General features: G+C 73.2%; 15 protein-coding genes. 10 read left to right on the plus strand and 5 right to left on the minus strand.

The window, feature by feature from the left end; all coding sequences use genetic code 11:
- Positions 1–46 precede the first annotated feature (46 nt).
- Positions 47–1,255: an MFS transporter gene (locus tag ACFRQN_RS19230; protein WP_380741292.1), complete on the minus strand. Its 1,209-nt coding sequence runs from the start codon at positions 1,253–1,255 to the stop codon at positions 47–49.
- A gap of 486 nt (positions 1,256–1,741) precedes the next feature.
- Between ACFRQN_RS19230 and ACFRQN_RS19235 the strand changes: the two genes are divergently transcribed.
- Positions 1,742–3,088 (plus strand): dicarboxylate/amino acid:cation symporter, encoded by a 1,347-nt coding sequence (locus ACFRQN_RS19235; protein WP_049655677.1) that lies wholly within the window; start codon positions 1,742–1,744, stop codon positions 3,086–3,088.
- 346 nt (positions 3,089–3,434) lie between these two features.
- Here the strand turns inward: ACFRQN_RS19235 and ACFRQN_RS19240 are convergent, their stop codons facing one another.
- Entirely contained in the window at positions 3,435–3,638 is a 204-nt protein-coding gene (locus tag ACFRQN_RS19240) for a cold-shock protein (RefSeq protein ID WP_045692393.1), read from the minus strand.
- Between the two features lie 486 nt (positions 3,639–4,124).
- Here ACFRQN_RS19240 and ACFRQN_RS19245 point away from each other — a divergent pair, with 486 nt between their 5' ends.
- The 7 genes from ACFRQN_RS19245 to ACFRQN_RS19275 all read left to right on the plus strand — a co-directional run bounded on the left by ACFRQN_RS19245 (position 4,125) and on the right by ACFRQN_RS19275 (position 12,443).
- Positions 4,125–5,045, plus strand: coding sequence for a menaquinone biosynthetic enzyme MqnA/MqnD family protein (locus ACFRQN_RS19245; protein ID WP_049655679.1), 921 nt, complete (start codon positions 4,125–4,127; stop codon positions 5,043–5,045).
- Positions 5,046–5,320: 275 nt separating this feature from the next.
- A complete protein-coding gene (locus ACFRQN_RS19250; protein WP_380741293.1) occupies positions 5,321–7,072 on the plus strand; it encodes a protein kinase in 1,752 nt (583 codons plus the stop codon).
- A 137-nt stretch (positions 7,073–7,209) separates the two neighbouring features.
- Positions 7,210–8,430, plus strand: coding sequence for a cyclic dehypoxanthinyl futalosine synthase (mqnC, locus tag ACFRQN_RS19255; protein ID WP_049651178.1), 1,221 nt, complete (start codon positions 7,210–7,212; stop codon positions 8,428–8,430).
- Between the two features lie 121 nt (positions 8,431–8,551).
- The gene (locus ACFRQN_RS19260) at positions 8,552–9,253 is read left to right on the plus strand and encodes a hypothetical protein (RefSeq protein WP_380741294.1); all 702 of its coding nucleotides are present in this window, start codon (positions 8,552–8,554) and stop codon (positions 9,251–9,253) included.
- 254 nt (positions 9,254–9,507) lie between these two features.
- Positions 9,508–10,095: a hypothetical protein gene (locus ACFRQN_RS19265; RefSeq protein WP_074005515.1), complete on the plus strand. Its 588-nt coding sequence runs from the start codon at positions 9,508–9,510 to the stop codon at positions 10,093–10,095.
- 135 nt (positions 10,096–10,230) lie between these two features.
- A complete protein-coding gene (locus ACFRQN_RS19270; protein WP_049651181.1) occupies positions 10,231–10,926 on the plus strand; it encodes a demethylmenaquinone methyltransferase in 696 nt (231 codons plus the stop codon).
- A gap of 227 nt (positions 10,927–11,153) precedes the next feature.
- Positions 11,154–12,443 carry a geranylgeranyl reductase family protein gene (locus ACFRQN_RS19275; protein WP_117491907.1) on the plus strand — a complete coding sequence of 430 codons (1,290 nt, stop codon included), beginning with the start codon at positions 11,154–11,156 and terminating at the stop codon, positions 12,441–12,443.
- A gap of 167 nt (positions 12,444–12,610) precedes the next feature.
- Here ACFRQN_RS19275 and ACFRQN_RS19280 read toward each other — a convergent pair whose 3' ends face one another.
- The 3 genes from ACFRQN_RS19280 to ACFRQN_RS19290 form a co-directional block, all read right to left on the minus strand.
- On the minus strand, positions 12,611–12,967 hold the full coding sequence (locus tag ACFRQN_RS19280; RefSeq protein ID WP_380741295.1) for a MazG-like family protein: 357 nt from the start codon (positions 12,965–12,967) through the stop codon (positions 12,611–12,613).
- 108 nt (positions 12,968–13,075) lie between these two features.
- Positions 13,076–13,783 carry a peptidylprolyl isomerase gene (locus tag ACFRQN_RS19285; protein WP_380741296.1) on the minus strand — a complete coding sequence of 236 codons (708 nt, stop codon included), beginning with the start codon at positions 13,781–13,783 and terminating at the stop codon, positions 13,076–13,078.
- 84 nt (positions 13,784–13,867) lie between these two features.
- On the minus strand, positions 13,868–14,518 hold the full coding sequence (locus ACFRQN_RS19290) for a TetR/AcrR family transcriptional regulator (RefSeq protein WP_380741297.1): 651 nt from the start codon (positions 14,516–14,518) through the stop codon (positions 13,868–13,870).
- 94 nt (positions 14,519–14,612) lie between these two features.
- On the opposite strand from ACFRQN_RS19290, the gene ACFRQN_RS19295 reads away from it, so the two are divergent.
- Complete coding sequence (locus ACFRQN_RS19295; protein WP_380741298.1) at positions 14,613–15,278, plus strand: CatB-related O-acetyltransferase; 666 nt, start codon at positions 14,613–14,615, stop codon at positions 15,276–15,278.
- Between the two features lie 176 nt (positions 15,279–15,454).
- Positions 15,455–16,483, plus strand: a complete 1,029-nt coding sequence (locus ACFRQN_RS19300) for a DMT family transporter (protein ID WP_380741300.1) — start codon at positions 15,455–15,457, stop codon at positions 16,481–16,483.
- Positions 16,484–16,485: the final 2 nt, after the last annotated feature.

The raw sequence follows: 16,485 nt of genomic DNA on the forward strand, positions 1-16,485 counted from the left end.
CCCGCCGGCCAGACCACCGGCGGGCGCGGTCGTTCGTGGGGGCGGGTCAGCCCACCGGGACGGGCTGCTCAGCGGGGGCGGCCGGCGCCGGGTGGAACCAGCGCCGGGCGCCGAACAGCAGCAGCCCGCCGAGCGCGATGCCGCCCACCGCGCACAGGGCCACCGGGCGCAGCGAGTCCTCGGCGAGCTTGCCGGAGACGGCGTAGCCGAGCGAGTTGCCGGTGGCGAACAGCGTCACCAGCCAGGCGAAGGCCTCGGTGACGGTGCCGGTCGGCGCCAGTTCGGCGACCAGTACGAACGCCGCCGCCAGCAGCGGGGCCAGCATGATCCCGGAGAGGAAGGCCAGCGCGGCCATCGGGTACGGCCCGGGCAGGGCGATCAGCGGCAGGTAGGAGGCGGCCATCGCGAGGGCCATCATCCAGGTGCGGGTGGCCGTGGTCTGCCGCCAGCTGACGGCGCCGTAGGCGAGTGCGCCGAGCAGGCCGCCGAGCGCCGCCAGGGCGAGCAGGGTGCCTCCGCCGCCGGGCAGCGCGCCGACGTTCCGTTCGGCGTAGGCGATGAACAGCACGTTCTGCGCGCCGACGGCCCAGCCGGCCCCGGCCAGTCCGACCAGCAGCAGCACCAGCCCGGGGGAGCGCAGTGGTCCGAGCAGTCCGGCGGACTGTTCCCGGGCCGGGGCGCGCCAGGACCGGGCGGGTCCGGTGGTGGCCACGATCAGCGCGCCGGCCAGTCCGAGTCCGGCGGCCACCCAGAGCGCGGCGACCGGGCTGAACAGTCCGGAGATGGCGGCGACGGCCAGCGGGCCGGCCACGTAGAGGATCTGCTGGGAGGCGGAGTCGAAGGCGTACGCGGTGTCGAGCTGCTTCTCCTCGACCACGTCCGGCCAGAGCGAGCGCAGGCAGGGCTCCAGCGGGGGCATGGCGAGGCCGGCGATCGCGGCCCCGACCGGCGCGCCGATCGCGGAGCCGGGGGCGAGGGCGAGCAGCGCGTACCCGCCGCCGGCCACCACGGCGGAGGCGAGCAGGACGCGCGGCTGTCCGGTGCGGTCGATGATCCGGCCGAGCACCGGCCCGCCGACGGCGGCGGCGATCGCGTAGCAGGAGGTGGCCAGTCCGACCCGGCCGTACGCCACTCCGGCGTCGCGCAGCGCGAGGGCGATGACGAGGGCGGTCATGCCGGCGGGCAGGCGGCCGAGCAGGGTGCCGAATAGCAGGCGGGTGACGTGCGGGGCACGGAGCAGGGCGAGGTAGCCCATCGGCGTCCTCTCCGGGTGGGCAGGCAGGGGCGGGGACGCCGCCAAAGTTATACGTATAACCGCTCAGCGGTCAATCGGACCACCGAGTCGATCTGATGGGGCGTCAGCTTCGTTCGTGCCCGGAGCGCGGGTTCGCGGCGGGGCTCGGGTGGGCAGGAACTCTCCGTGACCTCAAACAAGTACTTTGAACATCTCAAACCTTTGCTGCTAACGTATCGGCCATGACAGCCTCAGACGCACTGCGGATGCACGGCCCGGGCCCGCTGCCCGGCGCCGCCCGCCCGTGTGCTCTGACCGGTGCTGTGGACAGTCCGCGCCGTTGTCGCGCCATGGGCCGTTGCCGCGCCATGCGCTGTACCGCCCCGAGCTGTACCGCGGCGGCACGCCCCTGATCGGGGGCCGACCCCTTCGTCCGGCCCCGCGCCGTGCCGCCTGCTCCGCCCCCACCTCACCGTCAGCAACGCCCTCCCCCGGAGACGCTCCCCCATGTCCACAGCGCCCGAGGCGACCTCGTCGCCGTCCGTGCTCGCCCGCATCCGCAAGACGCCCTTCTGGGTGCAGATCGTCGCCGGCCTCGTGCTCGGCGTCGGCCTCGGCTACCTGGCCCGCGCCGCCGACATCTCCTGGCTGGCCACCACCCTGGAGACGATCGGCAAGATCTTCGTCCAGCTGCTCAAGGTCGCCGTCCCGCCGCTGGTGTTCACCGCGATCGTGGTGAGCGTCGCCAACCTGCGCAACGTCACCAACGCGGCCCGCCTGGCCACCCGCACGCTGCTCTGGTTCATGATCACCTCGCTGATCTCGGTCGGCATCGGCATCGGCCTGGGCCTGCTGACCAACCCGGGCGAGGGCACCAACCTGAAGACCGAGGGCCTCAAGGCGCTCGACTCCAAGGGCACCTGGATCGACTTCCTGACCGGGATCTTCCCGACCAACATCGTCGACTCGTTCGCCAAGGTGAACGTGCTCCAGATCGTCTTCCTGGCGGTCGTGGTCGGCGCGGCGATCATCAAGCTCGGCGCCAAGGCCGAGCCGGTCCTCAAGCTCAGCGAGTCCGTGCTGGAGCTGACCCAGACCGCCCTGTGGTGGGTCATCCGGCTCTCCCCGCTCGGCACCCTCGGCCTGATCGGCAAGTCCGTCGCCAAGTACGGCTGGGACCTGCTCAAGCCCTTCGCCACGCTGACCCTGGACATCTACCTCGGCTGCGCGCTGGTGCTGTTCGTCGTCTACTCGCTGGTGCTGCGCTTCGCCGCCGGGCTCAACCCGCTGCACTTCTTCAAGGGCGCCTGGCCCGCCATCCAGCTGGCCTTCGTCTCCCGCTCCTCGGTCGGCACCCTGCCGGTCACCCGCCGCGTCACCGAGCGCCTCGGCGTCCCGAGCGAGTACGCGTCCTTCTCCGTGCCGTTCGGCGCCACCACCAAGATGGACGGCTGCGCCTCGATCTACCCGGCCGTCGCCGCGATCTTCGTCGCCCAGGTCTTCAACATCGAGCTGGGCATCAAGGACTACATCCTGATCGCCTTCGTCTCGGTGGTCGGCTCGGCCGCCACCGCGGGCCTCACCGGCGCGATCATCATGCTGACGCTGACCCTGTCCACCCTGGGCCTGCCGCTGGAGGGCGTCGGCCTGCTGCTCGCCATTGACCCGATCCTGGACATGATGCGCACCGCGACCAACGTCGCCGGCCAGGTCGTCGTGCCGATCGTGGTCGCCGCCCGGGAGAAGATCCTGGACGTCGCCGCGTACAACAACCCGTCCGGGGACCTGTACGAGGAGGACGCCAAGCCGGCCGTCGTCGCCGCCCAGGGCGGAGCGGCCACGGCCGCGGCCTGAGGCTCGTTCGGCCTCCGGTCCGGCCGCTCAGCCGGAGGCCGAATGCCCGATCGGACGCCAGAGGGGACGTCCGATCGACCGGACGGAAAGGGCCCTCTCCCGGTGACGGGGGAGGGCCCTTTCCGCATTCCTTTTCTCCGCACCCGAACTTCCCGGCCCGAACCACCCGTTCGATGTTCGAGTGACGTTCGAGTGGAGTTCGGCCGGAAGGCGTTCGAAAAAAGGCAGGGGGCCCGCCGGACGGGCGGGCCCCCTTGGGTACTGCTCTTGTGCTCATGGTGGCGGCTGTCGGGAGCCGCCGGCGGACCCGTCGGGGTCCACGAGCGATCAGATCATCAGAGGATGGTCAGACAGCGGTGACGTTCTCCGCCTGCGGGCCCTTCGGGCCCTGGGTGACGTCGAAGGTGACCGCCTGGTTCTCCTCCAGCGAACGGAAGCCGTTCGCGTTGATGGCGGAGTAGTGGACGAAGACGTCCGGGCCGCCGCCCTCCTGGGCGATGAAGCCGAAGCCCTTCTCAGCGTTGAACCACTTGACGGTTCCCGTGGCCATGCCGTTCTCCTTGCGAGGCGTGTCGGGGGCCACACCGTGTGGCACCCGGTCCGCTGCGCTGATCGCCCTGCCTCCGGACGTGTCCGAAATTTTTCGATATTGCTGAAAAACTACAAAAAGCCTGCGGTTACATGCTCCGCAGGCTTCAAGTACTGCAAGGGGAATCAAACTGCAACTGAGGGCAACGCTAGCATGCGGCCGCTGTGACGACCAGAGGTCACTTACGGCGTGGAAGGCGCGTGTCGTAGGGCGGTCCTGAGGCGCTCACAGGGGCCGGGCGCAAGGCTGTTGCGGGTGTTCGCCGGGTCGGTTGCCGGGTGGCCGTCGGCCGGTCGGGAGGGTGTGCGTCAGGCCGTTCGTCAGGGTGGGGGCGGGCGTGGAAAGGCCCGCCGGCGGCGCGTGAAGGCGTGTCGGGTGGCCGGTGCGAGCCACCGCCGACAGCAGGCATACGCTGCGGGGAGGCACGAACAGCAAGGGAGCGGCGCAGTGGCAGCACCGGAAGCACGAACACCGGACGCGCGGACGCGGGAGCCCCGGCAGGACACCCCGGTCAGGCCGCGGGTCGGCCACATCCAGTTCCTGAACTGCGTCCCCCTCTACTGGGGGCTCGCCAGGACCGGCAACCTGCTCGATCTGGATCTCACCAAGGACACCCCGGAGAAGCTGAGCGACCAGCTCGTCGACGGAGCCCTCGACATCGGCCCCATCACCTGCGTGGAGTACCTGCGCAACGCGGAGGACCTGCTCGTCCTGCCGGACATCGCGGTCGGCAGCGACGGCCCGGTGATGTCCTGCCTGATCGTGAGCAAGGTGCCGCTCGCCGACCTCGACGGCCGCCGGGTCGCCCTCGGCTCCACCAGCCGCACCTCCGTACGGCTCGCCCGGCTGCTCCTGGAGGAGCGCGAGGGCGTGCGCCCGGACTACTTCAGCTGCCCGCCGGACCTCGGCTCCATGCTCGCCGAGGCCGACGCCGCCGTCCTGATCGGCGACCCGGCCCTGCGCGCCTACCTCGGGCAGGCCGCCGACCTCGGGCTGACCGTCCACGACCTCGGCGAGATGTGGAAGGAGTGGACCGGACTGCCCTTCGTCTTCGCGGTCTGGGCGGTGCGGCGCGAGTTCGCCGAGCGCGCCCCGGAGATGACCGCCGCGGTGCACCGGGCCTTCCTGGAGTCCCGCGACCTGTCGCTGGTGGAGGCCACCAAGGTCGCCGAGCAGGCCGCCCGCTGGGAGACCATCGGGGCGGACGTGCTGGAGCGGTACTTCAGCGAGGCGCTCGACTTCTCGCTCGGCGAGCGGCAGCTGGCCGGGGTCACGGAGTTCGCCCGGCGGGTCGCGCACGACAGCGGGTTCGCCCCGGACGTCGCGGTGCGGCTGCTGGAGCCGGCGGCGCTGCCGCTGGGGTCGTAGGGCCCGTCCTCGCCCCCGCCCGCGGGGCGACGGGAGTGTGACGACGGCCCCCCGGGGGCGCGCGGTCCGGCTCCTGGCCCCGTTCCGGTCCGCGGGCCGGGCGGGGCCCGCCCGGGCCCGGTACGGTCTGCACCCGAGGCGCGTCCGGCTGACGGTCGGTCGGCTGGCCGACCGGACGGCCGACCCGGGTGGTCGGCCGGCCGGGTGGCCGCTCGGCCCCCGGCGGTCGGCGGTCGGCGGCGCGCGTGGCCGAGCGGGCGAGGGAGCGTACGGGGATGCGGGCACTGGGGTCGGACGATCCGCGCCAGGTGGGCGGCTACCGGCTGCTGCGGCGGCTCGGCGCGGGCGGGATGGGCCGGGTCTACCTCGGCCGGACGGCCGGCGGGCGCACCGTCGCCGTCAAAGTGGTGCGGTCGGAACTCGCGGACGACGCCGAGTTCCGCGCCCGGTTCCGGCAGGAGGTGGCCGCCGCCCGGCGGGTCGGCGGCGCGTGGACCGCGCCGGTCCTGGACGCCGACACCGAGGGCGGGCAGCCCTGGGTCGCCACCGGCTACGTGGCGGGCCCCGCGCTCGGCGAGGCCGTCCGGACGTACGGGCCGCTGCCCGAGCCGGCCGTGCGCTCGCTCGGCGTCGGACTCACCGGGGCGCTGGCCCACGTCCACGGGCTCGGCCTGGTGCACCGGGACGTCAAACCCTCCAACGTGCTGCTCACCCTGGACGGGCCCCGGCTGATCGACTTCGGGATCGCCCGGGCACTGGACGCCGCCGGCGGCCTCACCCGTTCCGGTTACGTGGTCGGTTCGCCCGGCTTCATGTCACCCGAGCAGGCGAACGGGCAGGCGGTCGGGCCGGCCGGGGACGTCTTCTCGCTCGGCGCCGTCCTCGCCTTCGCCGGGTCCGGCGTGCACCCCTTCGGAGAGGGGGTCAGCGCGGCCGTGCTGCTCTACCGGGTGCTGCACGAGGAACCGGACGTGGCCGGACTGCCCGAGCCGCTGCGGGGGACCGTCCTCGCCTGCCTGGCCAAGGACCCGGCCGCCCGCCCCACCCCGCGGCAGCTCCACGACCGGCTGGACCCGGACGGCACGGCCGCCACCCGGCTGTCGCACGGCGGCTGGCTGCCGGCGGAGCTGGCGGCGGGGGTGGGGCGCAGTGCGGTGGGGCTGCTGGACCTGGACCTGGACCTCGACTTGGACCCGGACTCGGACCCGGAGGGGATTCCGGGGGCTTCGGGGGAGCCGGTTTCGGGTGGGGCGGCTCCGGAGGCGGGTGCTTCCGGGGTGGTGCGGACTCCGACCGTCGCATCCGGGGGTGGGCCGGAGGGCGAGGGGGATCGGCAGCCGCTGTGCTCGGGTGTCTGGGACGAGCCGGCGGGGGCGCGGCCGCGGCGGGTCCGGACCGGGGTGGCGGTCGCGGCGGCTGTGGCGGCGCTCGCGGTGCTCGGGGGCGGCGGGTACGGGCTGTACGAGTGGCTGCACCGGGCCGAACCGGCGGCCTCGGGGCCGTCGCCGACGGTGGGGCCGCTGCCGGAGGTGTCGGTCGATCCGAGCCAGGCCGTCCTGCCGAGCGGGGCCTTCGGCTCCGGGGTGGCGTCGGCCCCCGGTGCTCCGGGGAGCGCGACGCCGTCCGCCCCGGGCGCGGTGCCGCCGGGGACGGGCGGGCCGAGCGTGGTGCCCGCCGCCTTCCTGGGCACCTGGAGCGGGGACATGGTCACCGACAAGGGGCTGCCCGCCGGGACCACCACGCTCACCGTCCGTCCGGCGGCGATCGGTCAGGAGAGCACCACCAGCCGCAACGCGGCCTCCGGGCTGATCTCGATCAGCTGCGAGGGCGCCTGGACGCTCAGGTCGGCCTCCGCCACCGCGCTGGTGTTCCAGTCCCGGCTGGTCCGCTCCTCGATCCCCGGCGCCTGCACCGGCGGCTCCAACGCGGAGACGCTCACCCTCCAGTCCGACGGGACGGTCCGGTTCACCTCCGCCGACCCGCCGGCCGGGAACCCGGCGGGCACGATGCGCAGGGCGAACGGTTGAGGCGTGGTCCGAGCTGCTCGGGGGTGGTCCGGGGTGCTCCACGCGCTGTTCAGCGGGCTGACGCGGGCGGCGGAATGTGCTGGCGTAGGCTGGTTCGGCCGTACCCGAGTAGCACTTGAGAGAGAGAAGGCCGCCAGGTGACCGAGCTCGCAGCGACCACCCTCGATGCGTCCAGCACCGACCTGAAGGCCGTGCTCGACCGGGCCGCCGCCGGCGGCCGGATCACCCCGGAGGAGGCGCTGGAGCTCTACCGCTCCGCGCCGCTGCACGCGCTCGGCTCCGCCGCCGACGCGGTGCGCCGCCGCCGCTACGCGGGTACCGAGCACATCGCGACGTACATCATCGAGCGCAACATCAACTACACCAACGTCTGCGTGACGGCGTGCAAGTTCTGCGCCTTCTACGTGCCGCCGAAGAGCGACAAGGGCTGGTCCCGCGAGCTCGACGAGATCCTGCGCCGCTGCGCCGAGACGGTCGAGCTGGGCGGCACCCAGATCATGTTCCAGGGCGGCCACCACCCGGACTACGGCGTGGAGTACTACGAGCGCGCGTTCTCGGCGATCAAGGCCGACTTCCCGCAGCTGGTGATCCACTCGCTGGGCGCCTCCGAGGTCGAGCACATGGCGCGGATCTCGGGCGTCTCCGTCGAGGAGGCCATCACCCGGATCCACAAGGCGGGCCTGGACTCCTTCGCCGGCGCCGGCGCCGAGCTGCTGCCGGAGCGGCCGCGCAAGGCGATCGCCCCGCTGAAGGAGTCCGGCGAGCGCTGGCTGGAGATCATGGAGATCGCCCACGGCCTCGGCGTGGAGTCCACCTCCACCATGCTGATGGGCACCGGCGAGACCAACGCCGAGCGGATCGAGCACCTGCGGATGATCCGCGACGTGCAGGACCGCACCGGCGGCTTCCGGGCCTTCATCCCGTACACCTACCAGCCGCAGAACAACCACCTGAAGGGCTCGACCCAGGCCACCGTCTTCGAGTACCTGCGGATGATCGCGATCGCCCGCCTGTTCCTCGACAACGTCGCCCACATCCAGGGCTCCTGGCTCACCACCGGCAAGGAGGCCGGCCAGCTGTCGCTGCACTACGGTGCGGACGACCTCGGGTCCGTGATGCTGGAGGAGAACGTCGTCTCGGCGGCGGGCGCCAAGCACCGCTCCAACCTCACCGAGCTGATCCACCTCATCCGGGCCGCCGACCGCGTCCCGGCGCAGCGCTCGACCACGTACGAGCACCTGCGGGTGCTGGACGACCCGGCCAACGACCCGGTCGACCCGCGGGTCGCCTCGCACATCGCCTCCACGGCGATCGAGGGCGGCACCGCGCACCCCGAGCTGAAGATCCTGGACAACTGAGTCCTCGTTCCTCCTCCCTTCTTGTCGTGCCGTTGCCGGTGCCGCTGATGGCGGTGCCGGCGTCGGCGCTGTTGCCGTTGCCGTTGCACTTGCCGTTGTTGTCGAAGTCGAAGGCGCTGTTGTGCTGACTCTGCACCGGGCGGCGTTCGTGCTGCCCGACCCGGCCGATCCCACCGCCCCGTCCATCGCCGACGGGGCGGTGGTGGTGCGTGGCGAGCTGGTCGAGGCGGTCGGGCCGTACGGGGAGCTGGCGACCGGGTACCCGGGCGCGCGGGTGCGGGACTGGGGGGCGGCCGTGCTCGCCCCCGGGCTGCGCAATCCGTACGGGCACTGGCTGTTGGAACGCGCGTACCACCCGGATCCGCGGGAGGAGGTCGGCGTCGAACCGGTGGCGGACGGGCTGGCCGGGTCCACCGACGAGGCGCGGTGCGGGGCCAGCGCCCGTCGGGGGCTGCAGCGGATGCTCGGGTACGGGGTGACGGCGGTGGCCGGGCCCTTCGAGCGGGCCTCGGTGCGGACGGCGGTTGCGCGGTCGGGGGTCGTGGGGCTGCCCGGTTCCGCCGTGTCGTCCGCAGTGTCGTCCGGCGGGGTGGGCGGCGGGCCGCAGGACGGCGGGCCGCAGGACGGTGGCGCGCGGCCGTTGGACCCGCTGGCCGTCCTGCCGTTCGCCGAGGCCGTGTACGGGCGGGTGGCGGCCGGGGGCCGGGCGGACTTCGCGGTGTTCGCGACGGCCGCGGTCGCGGGGGACGGGGGCGCGCAACCGGTGGCGGGCGGGTGCCTGGCCACGGTGCTGGGCGGGCGGTTGGTGTACCGCCGACGCTGAGACGGGCGTCACGGCGGGTGTGACGTACTCGTCAGTAGCCGGATTTCCTTGTGGCGCACGGGACTTCCTTCGTGTGCACCCGAACTCCGGGGCCGATACCGGAGAGTGATTGTCCCTTCATCGTGACCTGAGGGCCCGCCAGCGGATACGATCCCGGACAGCTCACCCACTCCGTACCCTCACCACACCACCGCCCGCGCCCGCGGGTGGCGGGGCCGTGTCCCCGGCCCCGACGGCAAGCCAGGACAGGAACCATGCGAACCGCGACCGTTCCCCCGCCGCGCACCCCGCGGATGGGCCGTGGTTGGTACCTCGCCGCCGTGCTCAGCGCAGTGCTGGCCGTCGGCATGTGCCTGCTGGGTTGGCGCCAGGCCGACCAGGCCGACCGGATCGAGGCGCACCCGGTGAGAGTCGAGGGGGTCGTCACCCAGCTCCCGACCGGTGGCGGCACCTACAGCGCCGTCAGCTACCGGGCCGACGGGGAGCCGCACACCGCGGCCGCGCTGCCGCTCTCGGACAGCGCCAAGGTCGGCGACGCGGTCTGCCTGGAGCACGCCGCCGACGACCCGGGCGCGGTACGGATCTGCGGCGACACCTACCCGCAGCCGGTCGGCGTGGGCCTGGCCCGGTTCAGCGTGCCGGTGGCCCTCGTGTTCTTCGTGATCTGCGTGCTGCGCATCCGTCGGCACCACAAGGCCCTCGCGGTCCGCAGCGGGCAGGGGGCGCTGGCCGCCAACCTCGCGCTGGCGGCGGGGGCGCTCGCGGACGGGATGCCCGCGATAACCCACGGCAAGCGGTCCCGGCGGCGGCGCCGCGCGGGCGGGCGGCGCGCCCAGCACTGACGGGGGCGTGCGGGTACGGCCCGGCCGGTGAGGACCGTGGGGGGCGGCCGGTGAGGTCCGCGGGTGAGGCCGGTGAGGTCCGTGGGCGCGGCCCCGTTGGTCGGGGTGTCCGTGCGAGGGTGAACAATGGGGGGCGTGACCCGAGCCTCTCTGGACAAGCAGCCGCACGAAGTCGCCGCCATGTTCGACGACGTCGCGGCCAAGTACGACCGCACCAACGACGTGCTCTCCCTCGGCCAGGCCCGCGCCTGGCGCCGGGCGGTGGCCGAGGCGGTGGCCGCCGGGCCGGGAGACCTCGTGCTCGACCTCGGGGCCGGCACCGGCACCTCCTCGCTGCCCTTCGCCGAGGCCGGGGCGAAGGTCGTCCCGTGCGACTTCTCGGTCGGCATGCTCACCGAGGGCAAGGGCCGCCACCCCGAGCTGGCGCTCACCGCCGGCGACGCCACCCGGCTGCCGTTCGCGGACGACACCTTCGACTCGGTGACGATCTCCTTCGCGCTGCGCAACGTCCAGGACACCGACGAGGCGCTGCGCGAGATGCAGCGGGTCACCAAGCCCGGCGGCAAGCTGGTGATCTGCGAGTTCTCCACCCCGACCTGGACGCCGTTCCGGACGGTCTACACCGAGTACCTGATGCGCGCGCTGCCGCCGGTGGCGACCGCCGTCAGCAGCAACCCGGAGGCGTACGTCTACCTCGCCGAGTCCATCCGGGCCTGGCCGGACCAGCCGGGGCTGGCCGCCAAGCTCCAGGACAACGGCTGGTCGAAGGTCGCCTGGCGGAACCTGACCGGTGGGATCGTCGCGCTGCACCGGGCGTACAAGATCGCGTAGCCGGGTTCGGCGGGCTCGGGGCTCGGCGGGCCCGCGGCCCGGTCGCTCGGCTGCCCGGCTGCCCGGCTGCTCGGCTCGGGTTGGTGGTTGGGGCTGACGGGCGGAGCCGGAGGTCGGGGGCGGGGGCGCATCCGGTGGCGTGAGCGGAACTAGACTGCCGGAGACAAAGCCGCCGTCCCCCGCCGCAGTTCCAGGAGTGTGTCCACGTGTCCGAGACCGCAGCCGATCTGACGAAGCCGGACAGCCCCGTCGAGAGCACGGCCGACGTCATCGTGGTCGGCGCGGGCCCGGCCGGCGCCACCACCGCGTACTACCTGGCCCAGGCCGGGCTGGACGTGCTGCTGCTGGAGAAGACCGCCTTCCCGCGCGAGAAGGTGTGCGGCGACGGCCTGACCCCGCGCGCCACCAAGCAGCTGGTGGACATGGGCATCGACGTCTCCACCGAGAACGGCTGGCTGCACAACAAGGGCCTGCGCATCATCGGTGGCGGCGTCCGGCTGGAGCTGGACTGGCCTGAGCTGTCCTCCTTCCCCGACTACGGCCTGGTGCGCAAGCGCGCCGACTTCGACGAGCTGCTCGCCCGTCAGGCCGAGAAGGCCGGCGCGCGGCTCTACGAGCGCTGCAACGTCAGCGGGCCGGTCCTGGACGAGCGCACCGGCCGGATCGTCGGCGTCACCGCCAAGCTCGGCGACGAGAAGCGGCCGGTCACCTTCCGGGCCCCGCTGGTGGTCGCCGCCGACGGCAACTCCACCCGGCTCTCGCTGGCCATGGGCCTGCACCGGCGCGAGGACCGCCCGATGGGCGTCGCCTACCGCACCTACTTCACCTCGCCGCGCCACGACGACGACTACCTGGAGTCCTGGCTGGAGCTGTGGGACACCCGCGACGGCGACCGCAAGCTGCTGCCCGGGTACGGCTGGGTCTTCGGCATGGGTGACGGCACCTCCAACGTGGGCCTCGGCATCCTCAACTCCTCGCCGGCGTTCGGCGAGCTGGACTGGCGCGAGGTACTCAAGGCCTGGTGCGCCAACATGCCGGAGGAGTGGGGCTACACCCCCGAGAACATGACCGAGCCGATCCGCGGCGCCGCGCTGCCGATGGCCTTCAACCGGCAGCCGCACTACACCCGCGGCCTGCTGCTCGTCGGCGACGCGGGCGGCATGGTCAACCCGTTCAACGGCGAGGGCATCGCCTACGCGATGGAATCCGGGCAGATCGCCGCCGGGGTCATCGTGCAGGCCCTCGCCCGGGTCACCGACGGCGGCCGCGAGCGCGCCCTCCAGGCCTACCCGCGCATCCTCAAGGACGTGTACGGCGGCTACTACACGCTGGGCCGCGCCTTCGTGAAGCTCATCGGCAACCCCAAGGTGATGCAGATCGCCACCCAGCGCGGCCTCACCCACCCGATGCTGATGCGCTTCACCCTCAAGCTGCTCGCCAACCTCACCGACCCGCAGGGCGGCGACGCGATGGACCGTGTGATCAACGGCCTCGCCAGGGTCGCGCCGAACGCCTGACGGCTGGTGCCTGGCGCCTGGTGCCTGACAGCTGGTGCCTGACGGCTGGTCTCTGGCGCCTGATGCTTGGCGCCTGATGCCTGGCGGCTGACGCCGAAGGGCCGGACGCCGAACGCCTGGCGCGGACCGGGTGTTGGGGCCGGTGGGGATGTCCGTCCCCGCCGGCCCTACGGCTGTTCGGCCGCCCGGGGTGCCTCCGGCGTCCGGCGGGAGGCGGCGGAGCGCTGCTCGACGTAGGCGAGACGCTCGTCGAAGATCCGGGCCGCGTCGGGGGTGAGGGTCCTCAGGGCGACGAGGGCGGTGAAGACGACATCGCAGAGCTCGTGCTGGACGTCCTCCCAGGTGTGGGTGACCCCCTTGCGCGGGTTCTGGCCGGTGGCGCCGATCACCGCGGCACCGACCTCGCCGACCTCCTCGGAGAGCTTGAGGATCCGCAGCAGTCGCTCCTCCTGGGGCGACTGCGTGCTCTGCTCGTCCAGCCGTGCGACCAGGTCGTCGACGCTCTCCCAGATCCGGCTGTCCATGCGGCGTTGCTCCTGCTCCCACGCGGTGTCGTTGGTGCTGCCACCGTACGGGAGCGGGGGCGGGCGGGAGCGGGCCGGGGCTGTCCGGCCCGCCGGGGACGAGCAGCCTCAGCGGGCGCTGATCTTCACGTTGCGGATGTTCACCGGGAGGTTGGGGAAGCCGTCGCCCGGGTTGTTCTGGTCGTCCTCGCCGCCGGCGGCGATCTTCTGGAGCACGTCCAGACCGCCGGTGATCCGGCCGAAGGGGGTGTAGGCGGGGGAGAGCTTGGTGTCCTTCCAGACGAAGAAGAACTGGCTGCCGTTGGTGTTCGGGCCGGCGTTGGCCATGGCCACGGTGCCGGCCGGGTAGGTGGCGCCGGTCAGGTTCTCGTCCGGGAACGAGTAGCCGGGACCGCCGCTGCCCGTGCCGGTCGGGTCGCCGCACTGGAGGACGTAGATCCGCTGGGTGGTGAGGCGGTGGCAGTGGCTGCGGTCGAAGTAGTCGTGCTCGGCGAGGAACCGGAACGAGAAGGTGGTGCAGGGCGCCTTGTCGGTCAGGGCCTCGAAGCTGATCTGGCCCTGACTGGTCCGCAGTGTCGCGCGGTAGGGCTTCGCCGCCTTCTTGGCGTCGAACACCGGGATGCCCTTGAAGTTGTCGGCCGGGACGGCCGGTGTGTAGGCGCAGCCGGTAGCGGGGGGCGCGGCCGCGGGGGTGTCCGCGATGGCGGTGCCGGTGCTCGCCACGAGCGGGAGGACGGTGGCGGCGGCGACCAGCGCCCAGTGCTTGCGCTTCACGTGACGGGCCTTCCGGGGGGTGGTGGACGGCGGTGTTGTCATGGGTGCATCATCCACGGCCGGATGGGGATGCGGTAGGGGTTGGGGCGGCCGTGGCTCCCCGGGCGGCGACAGTGTGATGGTTTGTCAGTTCTGCTCCGGGGTGGTCGTGGTGGGTGTGAAGAGTCCCGCGCGGGCGGCCATGGCCGCGGCGTCGGCGGCCCGCTCGGCGGTGCGGGCGTCCAGTGGCTCGCCGGAGACGAAGAGGCGGTAGTAGAGCGGCGCGGTGGCGGCCCGGACCACCTCGGTGCCGTCCGTCCCGGCGGGCAGCTCGCCCCGAGCGACGGCCCGTTCGGCCACCTCGGCGGCCTGGCGGTGGCGGGCCGCGAAGAAGGCGCGCAGGGCGGCCGCGCCGGTGTCCGAGCGCTGGGCCGCGGAGATCAGTGCGGTGGGCGTGGGGCCGAGTTCCGGATCGGTGAAGACGCTGAACACCTCCTGGGTGATCCGGAGGAGGTCCTGCCGGAGGTCGCCGGTGTCGGGCAGGGGCCAGGGCTGGTCGGCGGAGGCGGTCAGGGCGTCGGCGACCAGGCCGTCCACTCCGCCCCAGCGCCGGTAGAGGGTCGCCTTGTGGACGCCGGAGCGGGCGGCGACCGCCTCGACGGTGAGCCCGTCGTACCCCTTCTCGGCGACCTCGGCGAGCGTGGCGGCGACCACCTCGGCCCGGACCCGGGTGCTGCGGCCGCCCGGGCGCGGGGTGGGGGTGCGGGGCTCCGGTGCGGGGTGGGTTGCTCCAGTCAAAGTCGACTCCAGTCGCATTAAGTCTTGCTGTGGGGTGGCGGCCGTGTCATGCTCATCGTAATGCGACTTACGTCGCATTACGAGAGGAGCCCGCGTGTCCGCCACCGCCGTTCCCGACCCCACCGTCCTCCACCCGCTCGCCGGCCACGACCGGGTCGTCCTGCTGCGCCCGCTCGTCACCGACCCGCGGATCGAGGTAGGCGAGTACACCTACTTCGACGACCCCGACGGTGCCACCCGCTTCGAGGAGCGCAACGTCCTCTACGCGTACGGCCCCGAGCGGTTGGTGATCGGCAGGTACTGCGCGATCGCCACCGGCACCCGCTTCCTGATGGCCGGCGCCGCCCACCCGACCGTCGGCGTCTCCACCTTCCCCTTCACGATGTTCGGCGGCAGTTGGACCGAGCGGACCCTCGACATCGTCACGGGCCTGCCCAGCCGGGGTGACACCGTGGTCGGCAACGACGTCTGGTTCGGCCACGGGGCCACCGTCCTGCCCGGCGTCCGGATCGGCGACGGTGCGATCATCGCGGCCGGGGCGATGGTCACCGCCGACGTCGAGCCCTACACCGTCGTCGGCGGCAACCCGGCCCGCCCGATCCGCCGCCGCTTCGACGACGCCGACATCGCGCGCCTGCTCCGTGCGGCCTGGTGGGACTGGCCGGTGGAGCTGGTCACCGAGCACGTCCGCGCCATCATGTCCGGCACCCCGGCCGACATCGAGGCGATCGCCGCGGCGAACGGTCTGTTCTCCGCCTGACCCAACCGTGCCCGTGGAGGGCATTGATCATCGGGGGCCCGGTGCGCGAAGATGGCGCCCCCTTGCTCCGCGCACCGCCCCGTCCACTGCCGGGCCTTCCGCCCGGTTCCTGGGTCCGTCCGACGCCGTACGGTACTCGCGCCCGCCGGTTCCGTTCGTTCGGAGGGATCTTTCGCATGCCAGCCTCCTTGTCCGACCCGTCCGAGGGTTCGTCCTCGTCGGTCCTTCGCGATCTTCCGGTCCTGCTCGTGGCCGTGGTGTGGGGATCGAGCTTCCTCGCCGTCCAGCGGGTGGCCGAGCCCGGGACGGTCGTGGCGATGCTGGTGCTGCGGTTCGGCCTGGTGCTGCCGCTGCTCGGGCTGGTCGCCTGGCGTGCCCTGCGGAGGCTGAGCCGCGCCGAGTGGCTCGGCGGCGCCGCACTGGGGCTGGTGCTCAGCGGGATCTTCCTGCTGGAGACCTACGGAGCCGTGCACACCTCCGCGACCAATGCCGGGCTGATCATCAGCCTCGCGATGGTGCTCACGCCGCTCGGCGAGAGCGCCCTCGCCCGGACCGCGCCGCCGAAGGCCTTCCTCGCCGCCGCCGGGCTGGCCGTCCTCGGCGTCGCCCTGCTCACCGGGGACGGCGGGCTGCGCCCTCCGGCACTCGGTGACCTGCTGGTGCTGGGCGCCGCCCTCGTCCGCTCGGCGTACGTCCTCGCGATGGCCCGCACCCGGGCCGTCCGCGACACCGATGTGCTCGCCGTCACCTGGGTCCAACTCGCGGTGGCCACCGGCGTGTTCGCCGCCGTCGCGTTCCTGGCCGGACCCGCGCCGTGGACGGTCGCGCGTTCGTACGGGGCCGGCCAGTGGGGCTGGCTGCTGCACCTGTCCTTGTTCTGCACCCTGTTCGCCTTCTTCGTCCAGATGTGGGCCGTGCGGGCCACGTCGCCCTCGCGGGTGAGCCTGCTGCTCGGGACCGAGCCGCTCTGGGCCGCCGTCTTCGGCATCACCGTGGCCGGGAACCGCATGGGCCCGCTCGCCCTGCTCGGCGGAGCCCTGGTGTTGGTCGCGACCGAGTGGGGCCGGCGCACCGCCCCCGTACCCGCCCCCGCCCCGGCTGTCGCCCCTGCTGCCGCTCCCGCCCCGGCGCCGCGCCCGGCCGGGGGCGAGGGTGAGAGCGGGACCGACGCGGTGGGACCGGGCGCGGAGCCGGCTCCGGTGTGACC

Source organism: Kitasatospora sp. NPDC056800 (assembly GCF_042789775.1).
GTDB lineage: Bacteria > Actinomycetota > Actinomycetes > Streptomycetales > Streptomycetaceae > Kitasatospora.